Consider the following 23,073-nt stretch of genomic DNA (forward strand, 5'->3'; position numbering starts at 1 on the left):
CGACTTTAAGGAAATTTACAAAGCAATCTTTTATTTACTCTACCCCCAAAGCCTTGAAAACCGCATCTTCAGCACTCTGGTAAAAGATGATATTGAAGCACCCAATCAGTTCTGAAGGCACAGTTCCAAGATCAACTGCAGACGTTATTGGAATCAAAACCTTCTTCGCCCCACTATCCAAACAAACCTGCAATGTATTAGCGAGTTCTTCAACTTTCATAATTGTTCCACCGATACTCAAGTCTCCCAATATGACAGCAGTACTCAGAGCTGGTTTATTTAATGCTACTGAACAGATAGCCACTACCGCCGGCAGAGTCAAACTCTTGCTCATCCCGATACCATTCATATCCTGAATATGCATGAGATAGTCTTTAGTGGTCGTACTAATTGAACCGCTAATATTCTTTCCATTTGCTTTCAAGTAACGATATGCCGTATCGACAGCTTCTTTCGCTTCACGGTCCGAACCAAGACCAGTTCTTTCAAATTTTCCGGTTCCAGTACTCATTTGCATCTCCAACTTGTAAACGCCAATCATGCCAGACTTCCCATGCGAGACTGTGTAAATATGTCCTGGCCTGCCCATTCCCTCTGGGATCAACTTGCCACCGCCCTGCTCCGGAACAGATACAAATTCTTCGTTGAAGATTTCCTGATCGATATACGAAAAATTCACATCGTAGAACTCCATGCCGCCGATCTTTTTCAATTGTTCTTTTACTCTCCGGCGCATTTCCAAGGCAAACCGTAATATTTCTTCCACGTTTTCTTTGGTAAATTGTCCATCAGGATGAATCAATTTGGTTAACCCCGATACTGTTCTTCTTACCGCTATAACATCTCGCTGATTCAGATTGCTGCCCAATTTGAAGTATTTTTCAAACGCATCCCCGTAGGAGATTTTACGAAGCTCACGCATAATTTCTGCAAAGTAGTCGGTAATAAAACCATAATCATTCGTAAAATATTCAGGTCGATATTTCGGTATTTCCCAACCAGGGATATAGCAATGCATACGATCAAGGAATGCAGAGTCGTTGGCCATAGCATCAGGGAATGGATCAAATAAATGCGATGTCTTTAATACCACGTCGACACTCTGGTTAATGTTGCCTACGAATGTCATGGAAGCATAGGCATTCTTCTCCTCCTTGCCTCTTGCAAAAGAACCAGAAGCCATATAATCCTTCATGATTTGTACGCCGTCTTGATCTTTAAACTTGATGCCGGCCACCTCATCGAAAGCTACACAATCCCACAAGCCAACGAGCCCCACCGTTTTGCTACCCATGTTGTAGAATAGATTGGCTACTGTAGTCTGACCACCGGATACAAGTATACTATTGGGGCTAATTTCTTTGTAAATATGGGATTTCCCCGTTCCTCTAGGCCCAAGTTCACACAAGTTGTAGTTATTTTCGATAAGTGGAATCAATCTAGCTAGATGCAGCCATTTAACCCGCTTGTTAAACTGAGAAGGCTCCATACCCGTGCTTCTCAGAACAAGATCGATCCATTCATCGTCAGTGAAATTTGATCTTGCAGACTTGACCTCTTCTATATCCAAACTTGGCATCTGTATGGGTGTCAGCTTGCGGATAATGAAAGGACAGCGGTTTTTATCTGCCTCATCGTAAAAATATTCCATCTGGACAATACACCAGATTCCCCCGCAGAGCAATCGTTCATAGTCCGAAACATACGTCTCCGCAATAGGAACCCCTTTGATCCCGAGGTTGGAAAACTCAGATTCGTAGACATCATTCTTATAATTTAGTTTGACCGAAAGTTTGTCAATAACCGTGTAATTGCCGCGCTCACGAAGCTTGGAGATGATCTTCTGAGCCTCATCAGGACGCACATAATTTTCAGCCAATATTTGCTTGACATTGGTGACTCCCGCTTCGATCTCTTCTTCATCCATTGAGGAGCAGTACATACCAAGTAGATATTCAAGTACATAGACAGGTACGTTGGCTCCTTCTTTGATTCTCTTCGTCAGGTCTTTTCTAACGATTTTACCTGAGAAGTAAGTTTTCAATTTTTCAATCATTTCTGATTGGTCTCCCGTCCCCTGCCGAACATAGTCACTCATACTATCACCGTCCTACACGTTAAATCCAAAGTCATTGGCAAAAGCTATATCCATAATTACATCATGACGAAGAACCTCTTGATCATTTTTTTCGTCGTATGCTACGAGATAGTACCGTTTCGATTTATCGTATTTTTTATTTTTAAAGTTAAACCGTAGACGAAAAATTCGCTTTTGCGGCTCTACATCTTTTTTATCAGCAATATAAATGTTCTCATTTGAGATCTTTTCATTGTCATCGGAAACGAAGAATATCTTATAACTGCTTCCCTTCACGACATCGCTGACCGGCTCGTTCTGTATGAAGTCCAGCGTGGTAATCAGGTTCGAGATTTTTTGAACCATACTAACCAGCGTTATCCAAGCTGTTCGAGTTTCTTTATGGCCTTTTTCAGTCTTAATATCCAGTACAGGAACAATCATTTCTTGAGGGGACGAACCACCATGGACATAGTTCTGGCCACCGCCTGCTACCTTGAAAACATTGGAACTGATTGGGAATGATACTACTTTAGTATCATTATTACCAAGTATTCTACTTAAGGGTATAGAACCAATGCCATCCCCCTGAATTTCCTTATCGGAGACTATAAATCGACGGTTAACAAACGAACCTTTTTCAGCGGCATTGGCAATCTTGTCGCTCTCTTGCAGCTTGTCCCGCTTATAGATAAACCCGTGATCTGCAGTAACAATATAATGCGTAGCACTCACATGATCCGTTAATTGCTTAATGAGATCATGAATCTCATTCACCGCTTCTTCACAGGCGACAAAGACCTCGTTCTCTGTATTGGGCTTATCGCCGCGGGCATCGATTTGATTGTGATATATATATATGACATCCATTCCGACAAATAACTGGCGGATCGCATCCCGTTTCATCGTCTTAATGTCATCATATTGAATGCAGCGGCTGTTGGGATTATAACTTTGCAGCGCACCTTCACGCTGTTTCAGATCGTCGCATGTAGCGCCATCAACCAGTATACGGTAATCTTCCGTCATTTCCAAAGCTTTATGCGGTAGAAGTGCGGCCATACCAAGTCTCGTGTAGGATGGCAGTACACTCAGCATGGGTTCCAGCTTCGCTGAGCATTTCTCATCATCCTGTAATCTCGCCCAGAGACTACGTCCTGTCTCATAACGCATTGCATCAGATATGATGACGACTACACGTTCCTTGCTGTTACGAATGTATCGGGAATAGAAACTTCTTTGCAACGGCAGTACCGTCATCGATTCATCATTGATAATAGCTGCATTCCATTTTGGAATGATTTTTTCCAGATATTCATTTGTATAGATATTCTCGATCAAATCACGCAGACGTTCAAAAACAGTATTGTCTTTTAGCTTGTCAAAAAAGGTGTAGAAACACCGATAGTTAGTATCAATCAGGTAGTCAGATTCACGATATTGATTAACAATCCCTTTAAAATCATCGGGACAGTAATAATTAGCTTTAAGTATTAAGGAATAGGCATGTTCCAAAAGCTGATACTGTTCCTTGTAGGTTTCACCAAAATGCTTTTTACTCCGCTCCTGACAAATCAGCGGTATAGTCCTGCCGTTCAGTTTAGCACCGGTATCCTCAACCAGTAACCGTTCGTTTATCCACTTGATGATCATTCGGTCAATAAACTCAAACGTATCGCATCGCAACAAATCTTCCGGATCAATCGCTTCCAAAGCGGTAACTGCATTCAATCCCGTAGCCACATATTCGGAAAGTTCGTTATATTTCCCGCGGTAAAGCAGGCTATTCATCAAATTGTCCAAGAACGATATAATATTGCCTGATTTATAGGAAACAAAGCTCATCCAGGACTTAGGAAGCTCAGCATCCATATACCGTTCTGTGTAAGTAACAAACATGGCAATGACAAGCTTTTCCAGCGTTGGTTTTACATCGGTATAGCCAAATTGTTCTTCACAAAGTCTCCAAAAAGCAGGAAGGAGATCGTATTTCTTAAACTCAGCAAGAAACTTACTATCTTCCAAGTCGCTATCAGTCAAAACGACACGAACAACTTCCTCAAAGGAAGCTGTTCGTGTCTTGCATAGTGCGCTCATTAATGCTATTTCGATCGTATCTCTGGTAAAACTCTCAATCTCGAGATCATAGAACCGCTGCGTTCTGTCTTTCGCTCCAAAGAACTTGATGTACTTCTGAATGACCGGCTTATATTTTTCTTCAATTCCAAGGTCAACTGTGAGCAGAGAAGCACGATCAGCAAAGAATTCTTTTGAATACTTAATTGTATCAGCCAAATGATTATCCCGAACAGGTGGCTTGGGGAACGGTGCATAAATCAAATAGTTGGTCGATCGATCTAACCGCTCCAGAAAGTATTTTGTATAGAACTGATTGTCCGGCTCCAAATGATACACCTTGGCGTTAGACAACTCCAGCGTATTAATATCGTCAGCGAAATCAGCCTTATCGTCGTACCAGAATACTAGTTTGCGGGTATCACCGGTAAACTCAGCATTCAGCTTGTCGGCAATCTGTTTCAAATTTAGTTCAGCCATCCGACCAGCCCCTTTCATGGTCCATCAAATCTTTGCCAGAACATCAAGCTTCCTGCCATCTGTACCAGTCTGTACTTTATCATAATTGACTTTCACGCCATCGTCCAGGTCAATGGGGGGACGAGCTACAGCCAGGTGAGCGATCTTCTCGTCATATTCCTTAGTTTCTTTTAGCTGCTTAGTCAGTTTTTCTTTCCGTTTGGTTGCCGCGGCAACCTCTCGTGCATTATTACTGTTATCAATCGTATCTTGCATCCGGGCAATCTCGCTATCGTATACACGCTGCATTCGATGAAGATAGTCAATCCGCACATTTCCGATTGTATCCTCATTGTATCGATGCATGTAAATCAAAGCCTTAAAACCGTCTTCCTTTCCACTATCGAAGAGCCAATAGATCGGGCGTTTTTGATACACCTTGCAATGATCTTTATAGAAATCTTTTAAGAAGTAGTTTCGGATGACTTCTCTAGCTGTATTACCTTTGTTTCCAAGAACTTTAGCGATAAAATCCAAATTATCTTCCAATGTATCAGAACCAAATACTCTCTTAAGGAACGCGCAGAATAATCCTACAATGTCATCTTCAAAGTACTGTTCATCTGTAATTGGAATAACATTATCCTCATCCGGGATAAAAGTGCTGTATCTGCTATCATCCCAATTACCACCTGCAAAGGCCAAGCTCTCGACGTCAACGCTATAGCGCCCCAACATACAGCCAACTGCATATGATAGGAAGGAACGTATATCGCGATTGAGGTCGGCCTTGCGGATTGTAATTTCATTATCCTCAATAGATGGTGTTATTTCACCCTGCAATCCATAAGTTTCGATAAAAATACGATTTAGTTCCTCTTCATTGGTTTTCATTTGTAAAAACCAGGCTTCTGTTGCTTTAACCCATGCATTAGCTGTTTCGGCTAATGCATTACTATCCGATTTAAAGGTGATGTATGGATGTTTTTTAAACTCCCAACTAATTTCGTAAGAATCCCAGTCAAGTTTTGAAATGTCTATGTTTTGTCGGCTGAGCTGTATAATTATTTTTTTCACATTTTCATCGCGTATACTTTTGTAAGGAACCTTTGGAATTTGACCTGTGCTGTAATGTAAGCCTTGGCAAATAAGATCTACACACTTTTGAAAAACACGAGAATTCATATACGCAAGGATATATTCTTTTGATTCTGTTGGGAAAAACATAGGCCCCGCATCAGCATAGATGTACCCTTCCTCAACAAATCTTGAACTAAATAATCCCGAAGAAACATCACTCCATGTGATCCCACTTTTAAAATATGTGCTTGTATTTTTAACTACAAAATCTGGTTTTTTCAGATATGGATATTTCGTCATAACAGCATTTTTTATTTCATAGCCATCATGTTGGTAGTTCACTATATATTCCTTATTTGGATACCATCTTCTGAATGCCCCTCCCTTAATATATGGAAACCACTTTTCAGAACGTACTACAGTTTCTTCACATGATTGACAACCCATTGAGATATTATACCAGTCAACTTCATACCAAAAACGTAAAAACCTATTATTATCGGACGTACCTAAACCTTGTCTTGCCTGACCTACATCATTAAGTGTCTTTTTATACGAAAATACCTCTTTCATAGCAGAACTTAACCAATAGGCAATCGGCATGCCGGGAATTTGAGAAAAATACTCCTGATGCGAGTAGTACCTATTAGTTGTATTGAAATACTCTATCTCCTTTTCATTTCTTCTTGAATAACAATAATCGACTAGGCGAATCGCGGTCATAGCTTTACCAGTAAAATGCTTTCTCGTTACCCACGCAACAATTGGATTATGGCCGACCTTTCCATCAAATAGCTCTGTTCCAAAATCCAAAAGTGAATCAAAATCTGTATTTTGAATTACAAATTCCCGTAAACTTTCAAAACTTTTTTGGTACAACCATGATGTAGTAGTAATGAAAGAAATAAAACCATTTGAATTACAAAGACTACTGATTGCTTTTTTAAACATTACCATTGATAGATCCGATTTGACGTCAGGATAATTTATCTTTACATATTCATATAGTTTTGAACTAAAACGAGAATCCCCTAAGTAAGGAGGGTTTGTTACAACAACATGATACTTACTTGTCATGATAGATGCCATGTTCACTAGAAGGTTGATTCGCTTCTGGGTCTCTTCCAATCCAACTGTATCTAATGTCATTTGACCAGCTAATTCAGCATTGTTAGAAAACAGATGCAATTGATCCCAATTTAAATTAACAATATTTAAAATTGATCCATATTCCCTAGCATCATTAAACGTATCAAGCAAGTAATTTATTTGTTGTAAGGCGGTATTACGTTCTTGACTGTCCATACCATGACCGAGATATTGGAGATGCGCACGGTTGATCTCATTACTCTCCTGAATTGCATAAAGATTACACTTCAATTCTTCATTTAATACACGACGGTTATACTGTCTCGCTTTCATCATTACAGCAAAATAGGCCAGCTGATATGCGCGGTTATCGATATCAAGACCATACAGATTGTTTTCGACAATGCTCTTTGCAGCTTCACGCTGATTGTACCCATAACTTTCGTATATCTGCATTAGCACATCAAAAGCATACACTAAAATATGGCCACTACCCATACAAGGATCGATTAGCTTAATTTCTTCAGGTTTAATGATTTTGTATTCTTCATGAATTGTGTTCAGCTTATTATGGACTTCTGATACCTGATCAGCATCCTCTAGGAAATACTTCCACCCTGCTTTCAAGGTGTCATCTGGATGGCCTTCAATCCAAAGTCGGCCAAGGCTGTTTTCCACCATATATCGTATTGCCCAATCAGGCGTATAAATTGTAGTTGCTGCTGAAAGTAATTCTTTTGGTATACGACTTTTTGACATATTTCCGTCGTATACCAATTCATTTAGCTCGGTATTATAATATTGATATAACCAGCCAATGATCTCAACCTGGCCTTCTTTTTCCACGTTGAAATCGTCTTCCGAGATGTCGTGTACTAGACGATATACAACTCCATCCTTATCGGTAAAAGACACATTCATCAACAGTTCGGTGTAGTCATTAGTGTTCTCAAACAATTCCGGTAGAATGGCATTCAGTGCGTTACACTGTTTGATAAAGAGCATCCGGAAAAGTTCATCCAACTGATTGTCATATTTTAGCTGTATGATCCGATCTCTTTCGTAAGGTCCATAATCTAGATCTGAGTCAAAGGGGGACGTTACCAAATCAGGTTCGATCTTGGAACTGCTTTCTGAAGATAATACTCTGATTCTGGACGGCAGGTAATCGTTCACTTCCATGAAACGTACAGCAATAAGTCGGTTAAACCAAGTATAAGCAACCTCCTCAATTACGCTTTTATATGCACTCATATAATCTGACTGTTTTTCTTTTCTTTGTATGAATTCAACCAGATTTCTACGCTGTTCGATTTCCACACCAGTGATAGAGTAAGGTTCTTTTGTACCGATATCGAAGAATTGAACGTCATTTGTTGATTGCGGCTGGGGATTTTTAATCCCTTTCTCCGTAATCCCCAGCAATCCAGCTTTGTATGTGATCTCTGCAATGAGCTTGTTTCTTGCCCATATTGCAAAGTTTTTAATAGCTGCTTTATTCATCTGCAGTGTCTCCTCTTAGAACTCAATATTGATGATTGTATCATCTACCAATTCTTTCAGAATTCGTTCTCGTAGTGTGGCAATATACTTGTCAACATCCTGCGGGGTTTCAATTTGCCAGGACGCAGAAAGACTGACACTCTTGATACTGATGTTCTTCCTTTTCTTAATCTTCGGCTGAGGTTTCGGCTCTATATGCTGGCCGTTTCTTTTGCCATAATCCGTCTTGGCTTCCTGTTCTTTTACTCTATCTAGTGCAACCTGTTCATCTTTCTTTGCTAGTTCATTAAGTAGCCGAACTTTCAGCGCATCGGCTTCCACCCTGATATTCTGTAAAGTCGCCACATTGTTGCTTGTTCTCGCCTTCTCCATAATTTCAAGGAAAAGCTGATGGAATCGATTGGTAAACTGATCCTTATAACCCTTGGAGTCTAATTCATCAAATACACGTTTTCTTGCATCTTCTATTGCCGCGATCACTGGCGCTTCCATATCTTGCAGTAACTTCGAATAGAGCTCTGTAAATCGATCTAACAGTTCAGGCAACTTTGGAATCTCGCCGTATGGAGTTTCTTTTTTCAAGATCGCCTTAATATCATTTACAACGTGTTCGACCTTTTCATCGACTATAAAGGTCTTACTATCCTCGTATATACTTATCAGTTTCAGAGCTTTTTCAAATACTGTCTTCTGCTCTCCGGTAAAGAAAGACTTAACGGGTTCATAATCATCAGCAAAATCAAAATAATCTTCCCGATCTGTGTGAAGCTTCTTGAAGAATTCAATTGGGGACTGAATTTGAATAATTGCACGAAGCAAATTTTTACCGGACGCTATAATCTTCTGTCCAGGAAACGACTTTGCCTGGTACATGATTTCAAACTTCTCTAGCTCATTCAGAATATTCCTACTGTAATTCTGGAAGCTGCGCATCATCGCATCATCATCTTCATTAACGCTGGAGGTGCCGAATAATTCCTTCATGACTTCACGAACAGCCTTTTTCTGGTTGTCAGTAGCCTTCTCACGACGCTCAGTCAACAGCTTTTCTACAAATTCTCTCTTGGTAATATAGTTGATGATTTCTTCATCTGATTTATTAAGTAAGGTCACGCTGGTTCCATTTACGGTGAAAGAAATATCACCGTTCTTGAATAGTTTGGCAACAAGCCATTCCACATCATCTTCCACAAAGCCATATGGAGCCTTCATAAAGCGATCCAACAAACTCTTCATGGAGGTCTTAGTGTGCATGGAGGAATTGCTCGAAATAAAACTGAGCATATCGTTTAAGGCGTTGATATTCGGTTCGGTACCGCCCTCCAATGTAAGGGTAAGCTGGTTTGCACTCTTGAACATAGACCTGATATTCGCTTCACCCATGGGAGCGTCAATATACGGAAGTTTGTGATACACAGTTGATACAAGGCGTCCAAGAGCATCATTAATTCGAGCGGATACATCTTTTGCACCAATCTGCGCCTTATCACCATTCACATAGATCTCAGCATTCTTCAATGATTCAATCAAAAATAGTTTCGCGTTTCCATTTCTTTCACGCATCTCTACTCGCTTGCCTTCTTTGATCTGATCGAACTTAGCCAATGCACTGGACGTGTTAAGACGTAAAAACTTCTCTATTTTTAGTGCACTTCTGATTTCATCCAAGAAGGCGGAGTCATTCGGCAGCACAACAAGGATTTCCTTCCCCTGTCCTGAAATCATACGCATTGTTATTTCATCAGTGCTGTAGTCAGCATTAGGAGTGAGTACTCTTATTCCAATATCATTGCTCTGGTTCGCTTTATATGGTCGATCATCTACGAACTGATTGAAAGCAAAGCTGTATCTGCCATTAAACGCTGGGTAACGGTATTTTTTATCACTAAAGATATCTTCGTAAATAAGTTCCGAAACCTTGCTGACGACTTCGGACATCTCCACATTCTGGCTTTCGATTTCACGGTTGATTTCTTGTTCTTCGTCTGTCAGAAATACATAAATATCGCCATTCTTCTGAATGAGCATTTGACGTGCCAGAATTTTCAGTGCTTCTTCTACTTGCCCTTTTAATTCCATTCTATCGGTATCAATATCCGCAATCATCAAACTAGTGATATTCTCAATGTTAGCTGTAATTTCTTTGACGTACTTAATCATGAACAGCGTTTTAAGAACATTAACAGCAAAACAGTCTTCATGCTTATCCGGGTTAATATAACTGTTATCAATTGCGCGGCTGATAACTCCCTTATGACTGTGATCCAGGAATTGATGCAATGCATCGTAGAACACATTAAAAGGAATCAAAGTGCCCTCGGGGCGACCCATCAGCTTTACCGCAGACTCTTTAAACAGTGAAATCATGGAACGCTCGCCCTCAGACAAATGCTTGCCAGAAGCACCATGAGTTCTGATGGAGGTCAGGACACTTCCTAGCAAATTAAACTGATAAGGCACAAACGGATAAACGGCAGCAAAATCTCGGTCGTCAGCGTATAGTTTCTTTTCTATACCATCATTAAATACAATCAGGTTCTTGATAATAGTGGTTTTCTGCTCATATAGTAATCTTAACATCTGCTCAGCAGTTGTATTTTTTTCCAGGATTCTCTTCTTAATGACCTCATCGACATTAGCTGACGAAAGGGACAGGCGGGTATCAAAACGTCCTTGAATTTTGGAAAAGTCGTTACCCTTTGTCTTGGTTATGGAATCAATATCCTGTTGGCTGGTTACGACAATCCAAACCTTACCCTGACAAGCAGTTCCTAAGTCTTCGGTTACCGTTTGCAGATTAAGCATCAGCTTAGAGTCGTCACCTATGTATTGGCCAATTTCATCCACTAAGAATACAATATGATGATTATCTCCCTTGCGGTCGAGATATTCTTTCACCAAACGGGCAAAAGTCTCAATGCTAATCGTGTACGGTTCTGTCGCTCTCTCACACCAATTACGAGCAGCAGCCTCGCTCATAAAGCCCATTTCATCCAACACTTCTACTATGCTGTCTTGAATAAAATCAAATTTGTGCCGGGATGTTTCCCATGGATTTCCTAAATTCCCAAGAAATAGGTTCTTAAATTCTTCAAAACGATCTTCTTCTACAAGCCGTCTTTCCAGATCGGCAAGGAATGGAATCGAGCCACAAAACCCTTGCATCTCATTAAATACCTTCAGAAATACAGAGACAATGGCATCTTTGGACTGCTTTCCGGTCATTTCACTCTTGGAATCGATATTGAATAAGACGACATCGGTTGGCACAGTTGCGGCCAACTTCATGTCTGCCAGTACCATTGGATCGATGATTTTGTTATCCTCAATGAAATACTCGAGTGCTTTCTTTCCATGCACTTCTTTATTACCAAGCAGGTAGGATAAGATTTTTAGAAAGTGGGATTTACCACTCCCAAAGAAACCGGAAATCCACACACCCATTTTGTCGGTATGACCGTTAATCCCTTTTTTATAACTGGAAAAAAAATCCGCAAAGTGCTTTTGCAACTCTCTTGTCACAACGTATTCTTCGAGTTCCTGCTTAATATTTTCTTCATCACCCTGGCCAACTTTTATGACACCTTTAATATCCCGGTCAATCTCTCTTGCGAACATTTCTTTGATATTCATTATGCTAGCTCCTTAATCAACGAGCTTGAATGCTCTGTAATAGTTATCGTCTTTGATTTCTGAAAACAGGATTAGTTCCTGCCCGTCATAATTACCCGGAAAAAACATGACCACCGGCACACGGTCAATCGCTTGATGCAAGTTATTTAATACCTTATGTGACCGAAGCAGCGGGTAGCATTTTCCAATTCCGGTCAAAAATACAACGGCATCCTTAGGAGTCCGCTCTTGAATACACTGAACTATCAGACTTGCATCATCATTTATCTGGAGAAGATTCCCTACCGACTTTACGATGCGTTCAAGCCCCTTTTTCTTTTCGAACATAAAGCACTGTTCCATAAAGCCTTCCTGCTCCAGAATATCAATCACAATATCGTAAAGGTCAAAAACCATAAGTTCAAAACCATCAGTTGATTTTGAATTCTTGGCCTTCATGTACTCGATTCGTTCCCTGACTATCAGTTCTTTCTCCGCAGGGTAATCGAATACATAATAACCAACTTCATTACCAAGCCCTTTGTTCTGACGAAAACTTGGCATTCGGATCATTCGCTCTGCAATGTCTAATCTTTCTTCCAAACTAGCCAATTCTATCTCACCCCTGTCAGGGCATGTATCATTAATTCCATGCCGTTGTCCTTCAGACATTGTTCCAGCGTATTATCCAGTATAGGCTTCAGAATCTTTCTGTTTCCGGATGTACGATCCGTTAAACCAGCTTCCATAAGTAGTGTCTTATAGCAAGTACCCAGTCTTTTTAGCGTGTAATCCGTCCATTTTGCGACTTTCTCACTCTGCAGCTGTTTAGCCTTAAAGAAAATTCGGACATCGCTATCAGCCAGTTCATCGCTTCCGATAATCAGCTTCTCTCGATAGACCTCATAAATGAAATCAAAGAATAGACTATCAGTCATAATGACAGCAATAAGATTGACTATTTTCTGTGTAGCTATATCGGTTTGTTCAAACAAAGTATAAAATGATGGGTCAAGAACTTTGACACGTTTGGATACCGTATTGAATATTTGAATTGCCCTTTCCTGTGTTGGAGCCGCAAATATATTCTCCCGCAAATTTAAAACTTTGATGTCTGGCAGCGTTTCTCCTCTATTGATCAGGTATATAACCTTACGGAACTCAGAAAACCAGAATGAATGCTTTACCGTTCCTGCACTATAATCTTGCCTTTTCATAAATTCTCACCATTTAGTGCAACATGATCGCTGGTTGTATTCTCCGGTTTGTTCACGATTTCAACAATATCCCCAATATCGCAAGTCAATAAACGGCAAATCTTAACAAGGATCTCCATTGAAACAAATTCATTGTTTGAGAGCTTCGTCAAGGTATTCGGACTGATCCCAGTCATTCTCCGTAATTCCGTTCTCTTCATTCCTTTATCAATTAACAATTTGAAAAGCTTGTTGTAACAAACGTCCATAATTGAACACCTCAGATACATACTTTTACGAACCTACATTTACAGAATACCATATGTTATAGGATCTTAATAGTTATGTATAAGAAGTTGCGATTATTTATCAAAAGGAAGATGTGTTTTTGTTCTTCAAACTTTCTTTTAACAAGATGCATTATATCTTACGGAGTGGCAACTTCATGTTGCCCAAATTCCCAATTGAACAAAGTACAGACCGACTTCTTTCACATTATAGACAAAAGCTCGTTCCCATTCCGACGCATAAGCCTGCACCTGTGGCCGGTAGAAGTCAATGAACGACTGAAGTTTCTCTTCCGTTACGCTATCCGTCTTGAAGTCAACGATGACCCAACCGTCTTCCTCCTCGAAGAGGAAGTCGATGACTCCACGAACATAGACACAATCGAAACTGTTCCTTCTGATGCGGCTGCAACCTCTTGTTCAGAATCCCCAATGCTAAACATGCTAACTTCATCGGAACGTTTGCGAATCATCAGCGGCACCTCGAACAACCGGCAGCGCGCACGTAGACTGTGCTGCCAAAGTTCGCTGCTTAGTACGTCCCGCACCACACTAACAGCTTCACTGGTATGTTCCGGAGCCAAGCCATCCTCATCCGCCAAAAAGCGTACCGCATCCCCGATTTCCTGCTCCGGTAACCCCTTGCCAAGCAACTCTGTAGCCCGGTGGATAACGCTCCCGAAAGCCATGCCTTTGCCTTCTGCGGACCATTCAGGTTTAGCGCCGTTAGCTTTGGTTTGGCCTGTTACCGAAAGTACCGCATAAGTCGGTGTGCCGATCGCGTCTAGTTTCTGCTGACGAGCTACAATTGCGCCTTGCAAATCCGGCCCATTTTTTCTCTCCTGATTCAGCGCAGGCACATCCAACTCGCGCGCGAAATCCATACCCTCCACAAGCGGTGTCCAAGGGCACTTTGCCGGTTGATCTGGATACAGACTGCTGACCAGCATTTGCTTCGGACGTGTAGCCGCGACATAGAGTAACCGGTCTTTCTCGGCCTTTGAGAAAGCGCGCTCTCGCTCGTTCATTTCGGTCCATCCTATAGGATGAGCGATCACTTCCGTTTTAAATTCTCCGATCGTTTTACTAATCGTAAAGTAGCCTGCAGCCGGATCAGTGGAACGATCTATATATTGCGTCGTATCATGATCAGACTCCCCACAGGGACAAGCCAAGAACACCACTGATGCTTCAAGTCCCTTGGCTTTATGTAGATTCATTATACGAACAGCGTGATTACCGCCGGCATATAGACTCGATGCTTCCATTCCTCGACCTGCAATCATTTGCTCAATCAGCCGACACAATTCCGTCCAGCTAGAACTTGCCGCCAGATCCTGTAAAGCATTTGCAACATTCTTACCATCGTTCCTGCATGTACGAGCTGCCCTGGTTTCAAGAAACTCGTTCCATAATAATGAACCATGCCCGTTATCGCGACGTAAGCCAGAAGTTCCATATGACACACCTCTCTCTTCCTAATACTATCCATATTGTAAAACTACGTATGGACAGCAGGATGTCAGCGAATATACGTTCTATAAAACGAAATACCTCGCTTATAATTCCGCGAGGTACTTCAATTCATTATGCTCTATAGTGTTGTCTAGTTCGAAAGGGCATCTGCAATTAATCCGTAAATGTAAACTGTATTGGCAGATTTACGAACTGCATCTTGACTTACTGACGCTCCGTTAAGCCGTAATTGATAATAAGGAAATATCCTATCGAACTCTTTAAACGAAATCGTCCTGGGCATTTTCAAAGTTGAACTAGGGACATTATCTTTGGCCTGACTGATTATGATTGTATTTCCATCCGTGCTAATTCTAAACCACAAAGGTGCCCTCTTGTTTTGTGGAACAGTATTAATCTCAAAAGCTTGAATTTTAGCCCGTTCGATTATTTGATTCCACACATCAGATGAACGCATGATTGCAGCCTCAGGTACTTCGTCGGTATACTTCATCATTATTTTTGATACATTCTGATCCACTGTGATAACTGTTCTTTGAGCGATTCTCGAACCGCCTTAGGCTCTAGTATCTCTGCAGAAGCCCCATATTGCAAAATCCATCTTAGAAACTCTTTTTCGTTGTTAACCGTTACTTCAAAGATAAGGCTGCCATCTTTCTCATCCTTCATTCGTGGATGAACAAACAGTTCTTCTTCCTTGATGTACCGGGCTACTTCGGCATTAAACCGGACTTTGAACGTAATATTCTTTTCTCCGCGATCAACGGACCAAGTATTTTTTAAGTATTGCTTGATATTAAAATCACCTTTATCGAAAGGCTGATCCATAATCTCCACCTTTTGAAATCGGCTAATTCGAAATGTCCTGATCCCTTGCTTTGAATGACAATAACCAATTAAATAAAACCGCTGATCACGTGGAACGAGATAATAAGGGTCAATTTTTCGTTCAGTCGTTTCATTTCGGTATTGGGTATGGTAAACGGTATCAATCGTCTTCTGCTCTAAAATAGCTTGGATAATTGGTTGTAAGAAATTTGGACTTTCTTTGCGGTACGCTGGTGTACCCATTTGAATAATCCCTGTGATATCTTCGATGATATTATTCAAGTGAGACTTTTCCTTGCGATGCGTTCCCATAACCTTGTCATAAGCGGTATCGAAGCCAGGTGGCAGCTTTTCCATATCTAGCATGGAAGGCAGCAAAGAAAAGACGAGTGCCTCCTGCTCAGTAAAGTTAAGAGGATACAGGAAGAATTTACCCATAAAACGATAACCTGTGCCCCTGCCTTCCCTTGATACCGGAGCAATTAGCTCCAGTATATCCATATCCCTATAAATAGTGCGAATGTTTACATCGCATTTGAAAGCAAGATCTTTTGCCGAGATTCCGGGGTTTGCTTGTATTGCATTTATAATATTGAATATGCGAATGACTTTGTCAATCATAGTATCCCCTCGATTTCTCATAAGTAGGTAACATTCATTCATGATTATCGTATCATGGTTAAGGGGATCTATGAAGAATTTCTTTCATTAATATAAAAAAAGAACAGCCCAATTTGTCTGACTGTTCACTCTACGTCTGTAATCTCTGCTCAATGCGTTCACCCCATTGAGGAAGAGAATCCGACCGATATGTTATTGAAGTGTTATCTCACCCAGAATAATCTGTCTTCTGTATGGCTGTTATCTATAACGATGAGATGGTCAATTAAGTGAAGAGAAGAAAGCAAATTTGGAATTGAAGTGTCATGTCGTCTGATTATATCCTCAACTGGGATGTCATGCCCACCATTTTTAACTCGCGCCGCAGCTATTTCAATATTTAAACGATAATCACCAAGACCAACATAAAACATTGAAATTTCGAATCCGTTCGCCTTAGCATCACGCATTAGGCGAATGACGTTGCACCCAGCCAATGTCGGTTCGACTGAAAAATCTCGTTTGTTATGAATACATTCCCTTGCTAATTTGATGGCCGCTTTACCTGCAGAAACTTTTCGGCTTTCTGGATGAACGGAATCCATTCCGCGAGCTAAGGCATCAGGGTCAATATTAAATACTAATCCCTAGCCGATCAACGATGAGATTACGAATTGTACTTTTTCCGCTGCCATTGTTACCGGCAAAGACGTACAGGATTGGTATCGTTTCATGCATGTGAGACATCCTGGTCAGTGCCAGGACAATATTACCGTCAGTAAATTCCTTTACAATTTGGCCTTTGTCAGTCTTATATACAATGTATGTTTCATTGGCTTTGGCGTCCAACTTAGCTCGATCACCTGTGAGTTTAATCAGCTTCTGTAGATCCTTGATTTGATTCTCTGATCACCGTCCTTGTTCCTTAAGTATCGGCATTTGGTTATAATTATAACACACGTTTCTCATTACATCGGAGTATCAATTACTACATCTATTTGATGACCATCTTCGGGTCTATTGTACATACGGCATATAATTAATGCATTCTTGATGCCAGCGATCTTTCCTTTTAAAAATTCATCATCAGGTTTCAACTGAAGCTCTTGTTGTAATTCAGCTGTAGCTCGTTCAAAATATTCAATTAATACATTGATTTCCTTTTCCAAGACACAATCACCCTCTTTCCAAACATAAAAAACGCCCAGTTTTCACTTATTAAATTCCACCTTGATCCCTGATCCATTCCTCTATTATTTCAATAGAAAAAATAATCCTTCTTCGAATTCTAACATGAGGAATTTGTTTTTCCCGAACCATTGCATAGATACTGTCGGTTGATACATTTAAATACTGGGCTATCTCAGAAACAGTAAAAATTTTTTTCAAGTTACATCATTCCTTTACTATTTTTCTAATCATTTTTTTGTTAAAATGTACCTACACCTACCACGCGGGCTCTCCTCTTGCTCGTGCCTGTTCTCCACAGGCCAAAACAGCACCCAGCTGTAATCACGCTCCCCCCAGCGGCTAAAGTTATGCTCTCTTTAAGCATGCCTAATTCGTGATTACACGCGGAGAACCTAAATTCCAAGCTGTCTTCTCAATTCTCCCGATCTAGCTAATAACTTTTAAATCGCAAACACTTTGAGAAATTTATCTCAAGGTGTTTTTAATGTGCATATCAATTTTTAATCGAATCGGTTCACTTACAGTGCGCCTGTAAACATAATAAAAAAGTTTCTTTCCCTTGGAGGTGTTCTACTCGAACTCATTATTAAAAGTATAGTCATTGCTATGCTTTTCCTTGAAATCCTTAGTCTGACTGAGGATGATTTAAACCTACTATTTCACGTTGTATAAAGCTTTTGATGGGGATTAGGTACAAAGTGGTTTCAATTTAGATGCATATTTACAGATTCAAGTTCCTACGTCTAAATAATTTTAGTGGAGGTGTACCATATAGTATCAAATCTTTCCTTTTATACGACGGGTTTACGAATTCTTAGTCGGACTAAGAATTTCAATAGCACTCCTAAAACTGCGATATCATGGTTAGTGGTGATGAACATATGACACTTGATCCAATAATGTATAAGACGAATCGCAGCACAGTACACGAGCACTACAACATATACTTAATTGAGACCCAGAAGAAAGAGCCCGTAGATAGTGCAGTTGTTGAAGCAAGAAATAACATTCTAAGCCTTTTCCATTATGAACTGCTTATTTTGCAAAGTTCCAAAGAGCATTGGGAAAGGCTGATGAACGATCCCAGTCTTAATTTTAGGCGAGAGTTATGTGCTAAACTCTACAGACTCGAACGGGCAGATATCATGGTAGAGCTAGATCTATCAAGTGGTGCAGTAAGTAATCTATTTAACGAATCTACCAAGCCAAATTGGCCGCGGCCATTTCAACTTAGCGTTCTTTTTGAGCACCCGTGGCAGCTTATCAATTATGAGATTCCTGATCCATATTCTTACTCTGAATCGCCGGAGTACTTTGAAGAAAGAGTATCAAAAAAAATACACCTTAATGATCTGGCGAATGAAAGATCAAAAGTATTGAGCATTAGAGGATACGTGATTGTCAATGCCCCGGAGTTGTTCCAACAGGAATCAACTGCTTTAACCGGTCGCTGGGTGACGACATACCCCGAGTTTGATTACTTTGAATTTCATCTGAATCACGAGCCTATAATCGATAAGGTGCTTCGGGAATCACTTCTGAAACTGTTTCCGATGGCTAACCACATGATTACAACATATCGTCCATTTAAGCCGCTAACCAAACGGGCGTTATGGGTCATTATCCCTAAAAACGAAACATCACCTTCATACGAAGGAATTCTTCACGAACTGAAGAAGTATCGGGAGCATACGGAATACCACAGACTGAAATAGTTACCGTCACAAGTTTTCCCCAATTTAGTTGAACTAAGAAAAATGGACCACCTCCCCATTCGTGTCAACGCTAAGTATCAAAAGGACATGAATGGAGGAAACCTAGGTGGACCACTTAGAAAAAACAAAATCTTCGAACCAAAACCCTCACCAGATCAATGATCTGGAATCTACAAAAAAACAAGAATCTTTTCGGCAGAATGCTTCTTTTGCCGAAAAGATTCTTCTCAATGAAGGTATGTTTACTCGCCGTGGTGACGATCATGATATTAGAAAAATAACCCGAGCGAGGATTGAGAACATGCTCTATGCAAACAGCCTACAGCAACTAGAAACACCCGTAAACATTTACCTTGGCCGACAAGGAATCAACCAATGGATATGGGAAAACAAAGTGATCTTAGAGATCCCAACGGAAATATTAAAGAAGTATCTCCTTCGCAAAATGACTAAAGATGCCTTTATTTTCTATAAAGAGTATATCATGGTCCACGAACTAGCACAAAAAATTGGCGTCTATTTGTTAATACCTGCAAGCCACATTATGGATGAACAACTACTGAGTGATGAAGTTTTGACTTATTTATCAACATCACTTGCAACAACTGGCATGCAACAAAAACTGATAGCGTTTGTCGTTCAGCATGCCGATCAGTATCTAAAGACTCCCTTGCACAATACAGAAAAATATAGCCTTCTATTTTCTCCGCTAAAAAATCGTAAAGGAAAGCCAGTTCATCCGAAAATTGAAATGTATATGAAGCAGTTAACAAAAGAAGGAAAATCCGGACATACCCTAGCAAGAGTCAGAACTCACATCAATTCTATGCTGTTCTGGTTGGTTAACAATATGAAGGATTTCGCAGCATGTGAAACTCATACAGTTCCAATCTTATCTATTAAACAGATGCACCTACAGGAATTTCGTTCCTACCTTCTAAAGAAACAACGAAAAGGAGAGTACAGTTCAATCACCATCAGTGAATGCATCTATGCGATTAAAAGCTTCTTTCTATTTTTGCAAAAAACTTATGGGTTTCCAGACCCCGCAAAAAAGATTAAATCCATCAAAGCGTCTCGATATCGTTTCCGAAACCTGCCTACTAAAGAACAGATCACTGCGTTTTTTAATGTGATTGAAACGTATTCCGAAAATCCACTTTTGGAGCGTATCGCTTTTCAATTTATGCTTACACTTGGCTTGCGCTCTATGGAAGTTTCGCAAGTATCCTTGAATGACATTAATATGGAGATCCGAACGATTTCTATTCACAGCAAAGGCGGAAAACATCACGAACTGCCGCTGGCGGGAAAACTCTATCGTGATCTAGAAATGATCAAGAGTATTCCATCAACGTCAAAGTACTTATTTGGCGATGATCCAAAAAAGATGATAAGAGAACTTCAAGAAAACTATAAATTATACATTCAAATCGCTGGCTGGACTTTCCCTGGTGGACTACATTTGTTCCGTCATTGTTTCGTAACGAATCTAGCGGGTCAAAACCCGCCACCACAAGTGCTTCAGGCACTTTCCCGGGTAATTAAGATGGATACGGTCAGTTTATATACCCATCTTAATCAGAAGTCGAATTGGCTTTCTCAAGAATTGAATAAGCTTGATTATTCATACCAAGGAGGTAAATGAGCATGCCTATTTACGATAAGGAATTTGAAATGGACCTCTTATTAGAGGACAAGATTAAAGAAATGGCCGAAGCATACGGCCCCCATAAATTTCTGCAAGCGTTAAATCAAATGGATTGGGTTCCAAAAGTCACTAACAACGAAAAACCTTCCGAACATGTGATGCTCCATGATGCGGTCGAATTCTATTTTTCGAGTGATTCATTTACAGAACTTGCAAAAGCATCACAAGTAGCTTACCGCTATGAAATGAATTTGTTTATCAAATTCTGTAACCAACATTTCGATCAAGACCCGGATTTCAAAACGATTTGCACCTCTCAATTTTTAAGCGATTACTTAGCGCCAGTGAGAAATAAAAATACACGAAGCAAAAAGGCTGCATTTTTGAGAAGCTTTTTGCGAACCATTCTTGAGCATTTTTATGAACAAAAGATAGATAAACTAAAGCGGGTATTAAAGGTAGAGGTCGATAAAAGACGTGTACCGCGTGCATTCACCAAAGAACAAATTGAAGAGTTGATCATGCTAGCAAGATTAGGTCGTGAGTCCCATCGGAACTTTATAATTCTATGGACATTCCTCGGGACCGGGATTCGCCTCAGTGAATTATGTTCTCTTCAAATTGGGGACATAAAACCGCAGACGCAAGACATTTACATTCGTTCAAAGGGCGAAAAAGACTTTAAATCCCCATGCAAAATCACTAACTTCTCGCTTGAATTGCTGTGTAAGTATGTAAATTTCAGATATGGCGCTCTTAAGGACTTGACCGATTATTCTGAACGATATGTGTTCTCCGACGATAAAGGGATATCACCACTGCATGAGAGTACAATCCAAAAAATGTTTACCAGACTTATTGACGAGGCGTCAACGATTACTGATGATGACAAACGCGTTTATCAACTATCCGTACACTCCCTTCGTCATTCATTTGCCCTTTATTTGCTGGAGTCCGGTGTAAATATATACACCATTCAGGAGTTGCTTAGGCACAAATGGCTCAGTTCAACACTAGTTTATCTTAAAATGTTTGACAGCATGCTTGTCAAAGTTATTAATCAACATCCGCTAGGAAATCTAAAAGTCAATGATTTTTTCTAAGGAGATCCGATAGATGAACAACATTTTGTTCGAATCTAAGTACTATAGATTTTGGTATGAGCATGTAGATCTTACAGCGAAGGAATATGTTGAACGCGACCTACGAAAATTTGAAAAATATTTGCATTTGAGAGGGTTTGAAGGAGAGCTTGACTTCGACAAGTTTCACGCCAGCCAAAAGCATCCCGGCTCATTTCGCCCCATTCAGCAATACTTTATCGACCAATTTGTAGAGTACCTTCGCGTGGATTATCAGGCAACGAAGAACGTTATGTACAATGCGATCAGTTCGTTAAAGAATTTCTTTAAATTCCTGTATGATATGGAGTTAATTCAACAAAACCCGATGGAGGATTATCCAAATCCATATTACGACCGGCCGATTAAAAATACTGCACTTTCAAAAGAGGAATGCCTTGCTCTGCTCGGTGCTGCCTTAAAAAAAGATCCTTTCTTTCGTCAGGAATTCGTTTTGATTTGGTTCATGCTGATTACAGGGCTTAGGAATTCAGAAGTTAGATCCGTTTCTCGAACCAGTATTAACCTAGAAAACAGGATGGTAATGATTATACAAGGGCAGAAAAATGATGCTCGTTCTACTAGTATCACAACTGCCCTATCAGAAGAGCTTAGACGGTATATCAATCATCCGAACTATATCGCTTGGGCAGAGAAAGGTAATGACAAGCTGTTTTTTCGGAAAGAAAAACCATTAACCTATAAAGCGTTACAGGTAACCCTAAAGGATTTATGCCTCGACGCTAACTTATCTCGGATTGTAACCCCTCATGATTTGAGGCGTACTGCTGGCTATCTCATGCAATCAGCCGGAATGAATATGGTCGAAATTCAAAGGCAGCTTGGGCATCAGATAATGGCTACAACATTACGCTATATCCCGCCATTGAATGACCTAGCGAAGATCCTAGCTCAGAAGGATGATAGTTCGTGAAAAAGCAGTGTATAAAGTAACAATAGTTAGCTAATTGCCTCGCTATTCTGTTTTTCTAAATCTTTTAGGACCGAATAGCGCTCAAAAAAATGAAAATAAATCTCGATCAACAGTCTGGTCGTATTTTCCCTAAAGTGCTTTGTTCAAATGGTCAAAGTTCAATAGCAGATTTCCAAAT

General features: G+C 40.3%; 18 protein-coding genes. 4 read left to right on the forward strand and 14 right to left on the reverse strand.

The window, feature by feature from the left end; translation table 11 throughout:
• Positions 1-34 precede the first annotated feature (34 nt).
• The 14 genes from brxL to PEL01S_RS04765 form a co-directional block, all read right to left on the reverse strand.
• Positions 35-2,056, reverse strand: coding sequence for a protease Lon-related BREX system protein BrxL (gene brxL / locus PEL01S_RS04700; RefSeq protein ID WP_239551426.1), 2,022 nt, complete (start codon positions 2,054-2,056; stop codon positions 35-37).
• Positions 2,057-2,110: 54 nt separating this feature from the next.
• Positions 2,111-4,633, reverse strand: a complete 2,523-nt coding sequence (gene pglZ, locus PEL01S_RS04705) for a BREX-1 system phosphatase PglZ type A (RefSeq protein ID WP_127459516.1) — start codon at positions 4,631-4,633, stop codon at positions 2,111-2,113.
• Positions 4,634-4,657: 24 nt separating this feature from the next.
• On the reverse strand, positions 4,658-8,284 hold the full coding sequence (gene pglX, locus PEL01S_RS04710; protein WP_127459518.1) for a BREX-1 system adenine-specific DNA-methyltransferase PglX: 3,627 nt from the start codon (positions 8,282-8,284) through the stop codon (positions 4,658-4,660).
• A 15-nt stretch (positions 8,285-8,299) separates the two neighbouring features.
• A complete protein-coding gene (gene brxC, locus PEL01S_RS04715; protein WP_127459520.1) occupies positions 8,300-11,917 on the reverse strand; it encodes a BREX system P-loop protein BrxC in 3,618 nt (1,205 codons plus the stop codon).
• 12 nt (positions 11,918-11,929) lie between these two features.
• On the reverse strand, positions 11,930-12,508 hold the full coding sequence (locus PEL01S_RS04720) for a DUF1788 domain-containing protein (protein WP_204343634.1): 579 nt from the start codon (positions 12,506-12,508) through the stop codon (positions 11,930-11,932).
• Positions 12,509-12,510: 2 nt separating this feature from the next.
• Complete coding sequence (locus PEL01S_RS04725) at positions 12,511-13,113, reverse strand: DUF1819 family protein (protein ID WP_127459524.1); 603 nt, start codon at positions 13,111-13,113, stop codon at positions 12,511-12,513.
• Positions 13,110-13,382: a helix-turn-helix domain-containing protein gene (locus PEL01S_RS04730; protein ID WP_443093771.1), complete on the reverse strand. Its 273-nt coding sequence runs from the start codon at positions 13,380-13,382 to the stop codon at positions 13,110-13,112. Before PEL01S_RS04730 ends, PEL01S_RS04725 begins: the two co-directional genes overlap by 4 nt.
• Positions 13,383-13,535: 153 nt before the next feature.
• A complete protein-coding gene (locus PEL01S_RS35650) occupies positions 13,536-13,781 on the reverse strand; it encodes a PD-(D/E)XK nuclease family protein (protein WP_127459590.1) in 246 nt (81 codons plus the stop codon).
• Positions 13,676-14,845: a 3'-5' exonuclease gene (locus tag PEL01S_RS04740; RefSeq protein WP_127459528.1), complete on the reverse strand. Its 1,170-nt coding sequence runs from the start codon at positions 14,843-14,845 to the stop codon at positions 13,676-13,678. The genes PEL01S_RS35650 and PEL01S_RS04740 overlap by 106 nt, the downstream gene beginning before the upstream one ends.
• Positions 14,846-14,985: 140 nt before the next feature.
• Entirely contained in the window at positions 14,986-15,351 is a 366-nt protein-coding gene (locus PEL01S_RS04745) for a hypothetical protein (RefSeq protein ID WP_127459530.1), read from the reverse strand.
• On the reverse strand, positions 15,351-16,304 hold the full coding sequence (locus PEL01S_RS04750) for a helix-turn-helix transcriptional regulator (protein WP_127459532.1): 954 nt from the start codon (positions 16,302-16,304) through the stop codon (positions 15,351-15,353). Before PEL01S_RS04750 ends, PEL01S_RS04745 begins: the two co-directional genes overlap by 1 nt.
• A gap of 203 nt (positions 16,305-16,507) precedes the next feature.
• Positions 16,508-16,888 carry a hypothetical protein gene (locus PEL01S_RS35575; protein WP_307721993.1) on the reverse strand — a complete coding sequence of 127 codons (381 nt, stop codon included), beginning with the start codon at positions 16,886-16,888 and terminating at the stop codon, positions 16,508-16,510.
• 363 nt (positions 16,889-17,251) lie between these two features.
• On the reverse strand, positions 17,252-17,452 hold the full coding sequence (locus PEL01S_RS04760) for a hypothetical protein (protein WP_127459534.1): 201 nt from the start codon (positions 17,450-17,452) through the stop codon (positions 17,252-17,254).
• Positions 17,453-17,501: 49 nt separating this feature from the next.
• Positions 17,502-17,672, reverse strand: a complete 171-nt coding sequence (locus tag PEL01S_RS04765; RefSeq protein ID WP_127459536.1) for a helix-turn-helix domain-containing protein — start codon at positions 17,670-17,672, stop codon at positions 17,502-17,504.
• 683 nt (positions 17,673-18,355) lie between these two features.
• On the opposite strand from PEL01S_RS04765, the gene PEL01S_RS04770 reads away from it, so the two are divergent.
• From PEL01S_RS04770 to PEL01S_RS04785, 4 genes are all read left to right on the forward strand, one after another.
• Positions 18,356-19,189, forward strand: a complete 834-nt coding sequence (locus PEL01S_RS04770) for a hypothetical protein (protein WP_036692714.1) — start codon at positions 18,356-18,358, stop codon at positions 19,187-19,189.
• Positions 19,190-19,295: 106 nt separating this feature from the next.
• Positions 19,296-20,837, forward strand: a complete 1,542-nt coding sequence (locus PEL01S_RS04775; protein ID WP_127459538.1) for a tyrosine-type recombinase/integrase — start codon at positions 19,296-19,298, stop codon at positions 20,835-20,837.
• Between the two features lie 2 nt (positions 20,838-20,839).
• Positions 20,840-21,943 (forward strand): tyrosine-type recombinase/integrase, encoded by a 1,104-nt coding sequence (locus tag PEL01S_RS04780; RefSeq protein ID WP_163768180.1) that lies wholly within the window; start codon positions 20,840-20,842, stop codon positions 21,941-21,943.
• A 13-nt stretch (positions 21,944-21,956) separates the two neighbouring features.
• Complete coding sequence (locus PEL01S_RS04785; protein WP_127459542.1) at positions 21,957-22,895, forward strand: tyrosine-type recombinase/integrase; 939 nt, start codon at positions 21,957-21,959, stop codon at positions 22,893-22,895.
• The last annotated feature ends 178 nt before the right edge of the window (positions 22,896-23,073 follow it).

The sequence above is a fragment of the Paenibacillus elgii NBRC 100335 genome (genome assembly GCF_004000865.1).
In the GTDB taxonomy this organism is placed as follows: domain Bacteria; phylum Bacillota; class Bacilli; order Paenibacillales; family NBRC-103111; genus Paenibacillus_G; species Paenibacillus_G elgii.

What these genes read in the sequence shown, in the direction of transcription:
- brxL (WP_239551426.1), bottom strand. Translation starts at nt 2,056, where the DNA reads ATGATTGAAAAATTGAAAACTTACTTCTCAGGTAAAATCGTTAGAAAA.
- pglZ (WP_127459516.1), bottom strand. Translation starts at nt 4,633, where the DNA reads ATGGCTGAACTAAATTTGAAACAGATTGCCGACAAGCTGAATGCTGAG.
- pglX (WP_127459518.1), bottom strand. Translation starts at nt 8,284, where the DNA reads ATGAATAAAGCAGCTATTAAAAACTTTGCAATATGGGCAAGAAACAAG.
- brxC (WP_127459520.1), bottom strand. Translation starts at nt 11,917, where the DNA reads ATGAATATCAAAGAAATGTTCGCAAGAGAGATTGACCGGGATATTAAA.
- PEL01S_RS04725 (WP_127459524.1), bottom strand. Translation starts at nt 13,113, where the DNA reads ATGAAAAGGCAAGATTATAGTGCAGGAACGGTAAAGCATTCATTCTGG.
- PEL01S_RS04730 (WP_443093771.1), bottom strand. Translation starts at nt 13,382, where the DNA reads ATGTATCTGAGGTGTTCAATTATGGACGTTTGTTACAACAAGCTTTTC.
- PEL01S_RS04745 (WP_127459530.1), bottom strand. Translation starts at nt 15,351, where the DNA reads ATGATGAAGTATACCGACGAAGTACCTGAGGCTGCAATCATGCGTTCA.
- PEL01S_RS04750 (WP_127459532.1), bottom strand. Translation starts at nt 16,304, where the DNA reads ATGATTGACAAAGTCATTCGCATATTCAATATTATAAATGCAATACAA.
- PEL01S_RS35575 (WP_307721993.1), bottom strand. Translation starts at nt 16,888, where the DNA reads ATGGATTCCGTTCATCCAGAAAGCCGAAAAGTTTCTGCAGGTAAAGCG.
- PEL01S_RS04770 (WP_036692714.1), top strand. Translation starts at nt 18,356, where the DNA reads ATGACACTTGATCCAATAATGTATAAGACGAATCGCAGCACAGTACAC.
- PEL01S_RS04780 (WP_163768180.1), top strand. Translation starts at nt 20,840, where the DNA reads ATGCCTATTTACGATAAGGAATTTGAAATGGACCTCTTATTAGAGGAC.
- PEL01S_RS04785 (WP_127459542.1), top strand. Translation starts at nt 21,957, where the DNA reads ATGAACAACATTTTGTTCGAATCTAAGTACTATAGATTTTGGTATGAG.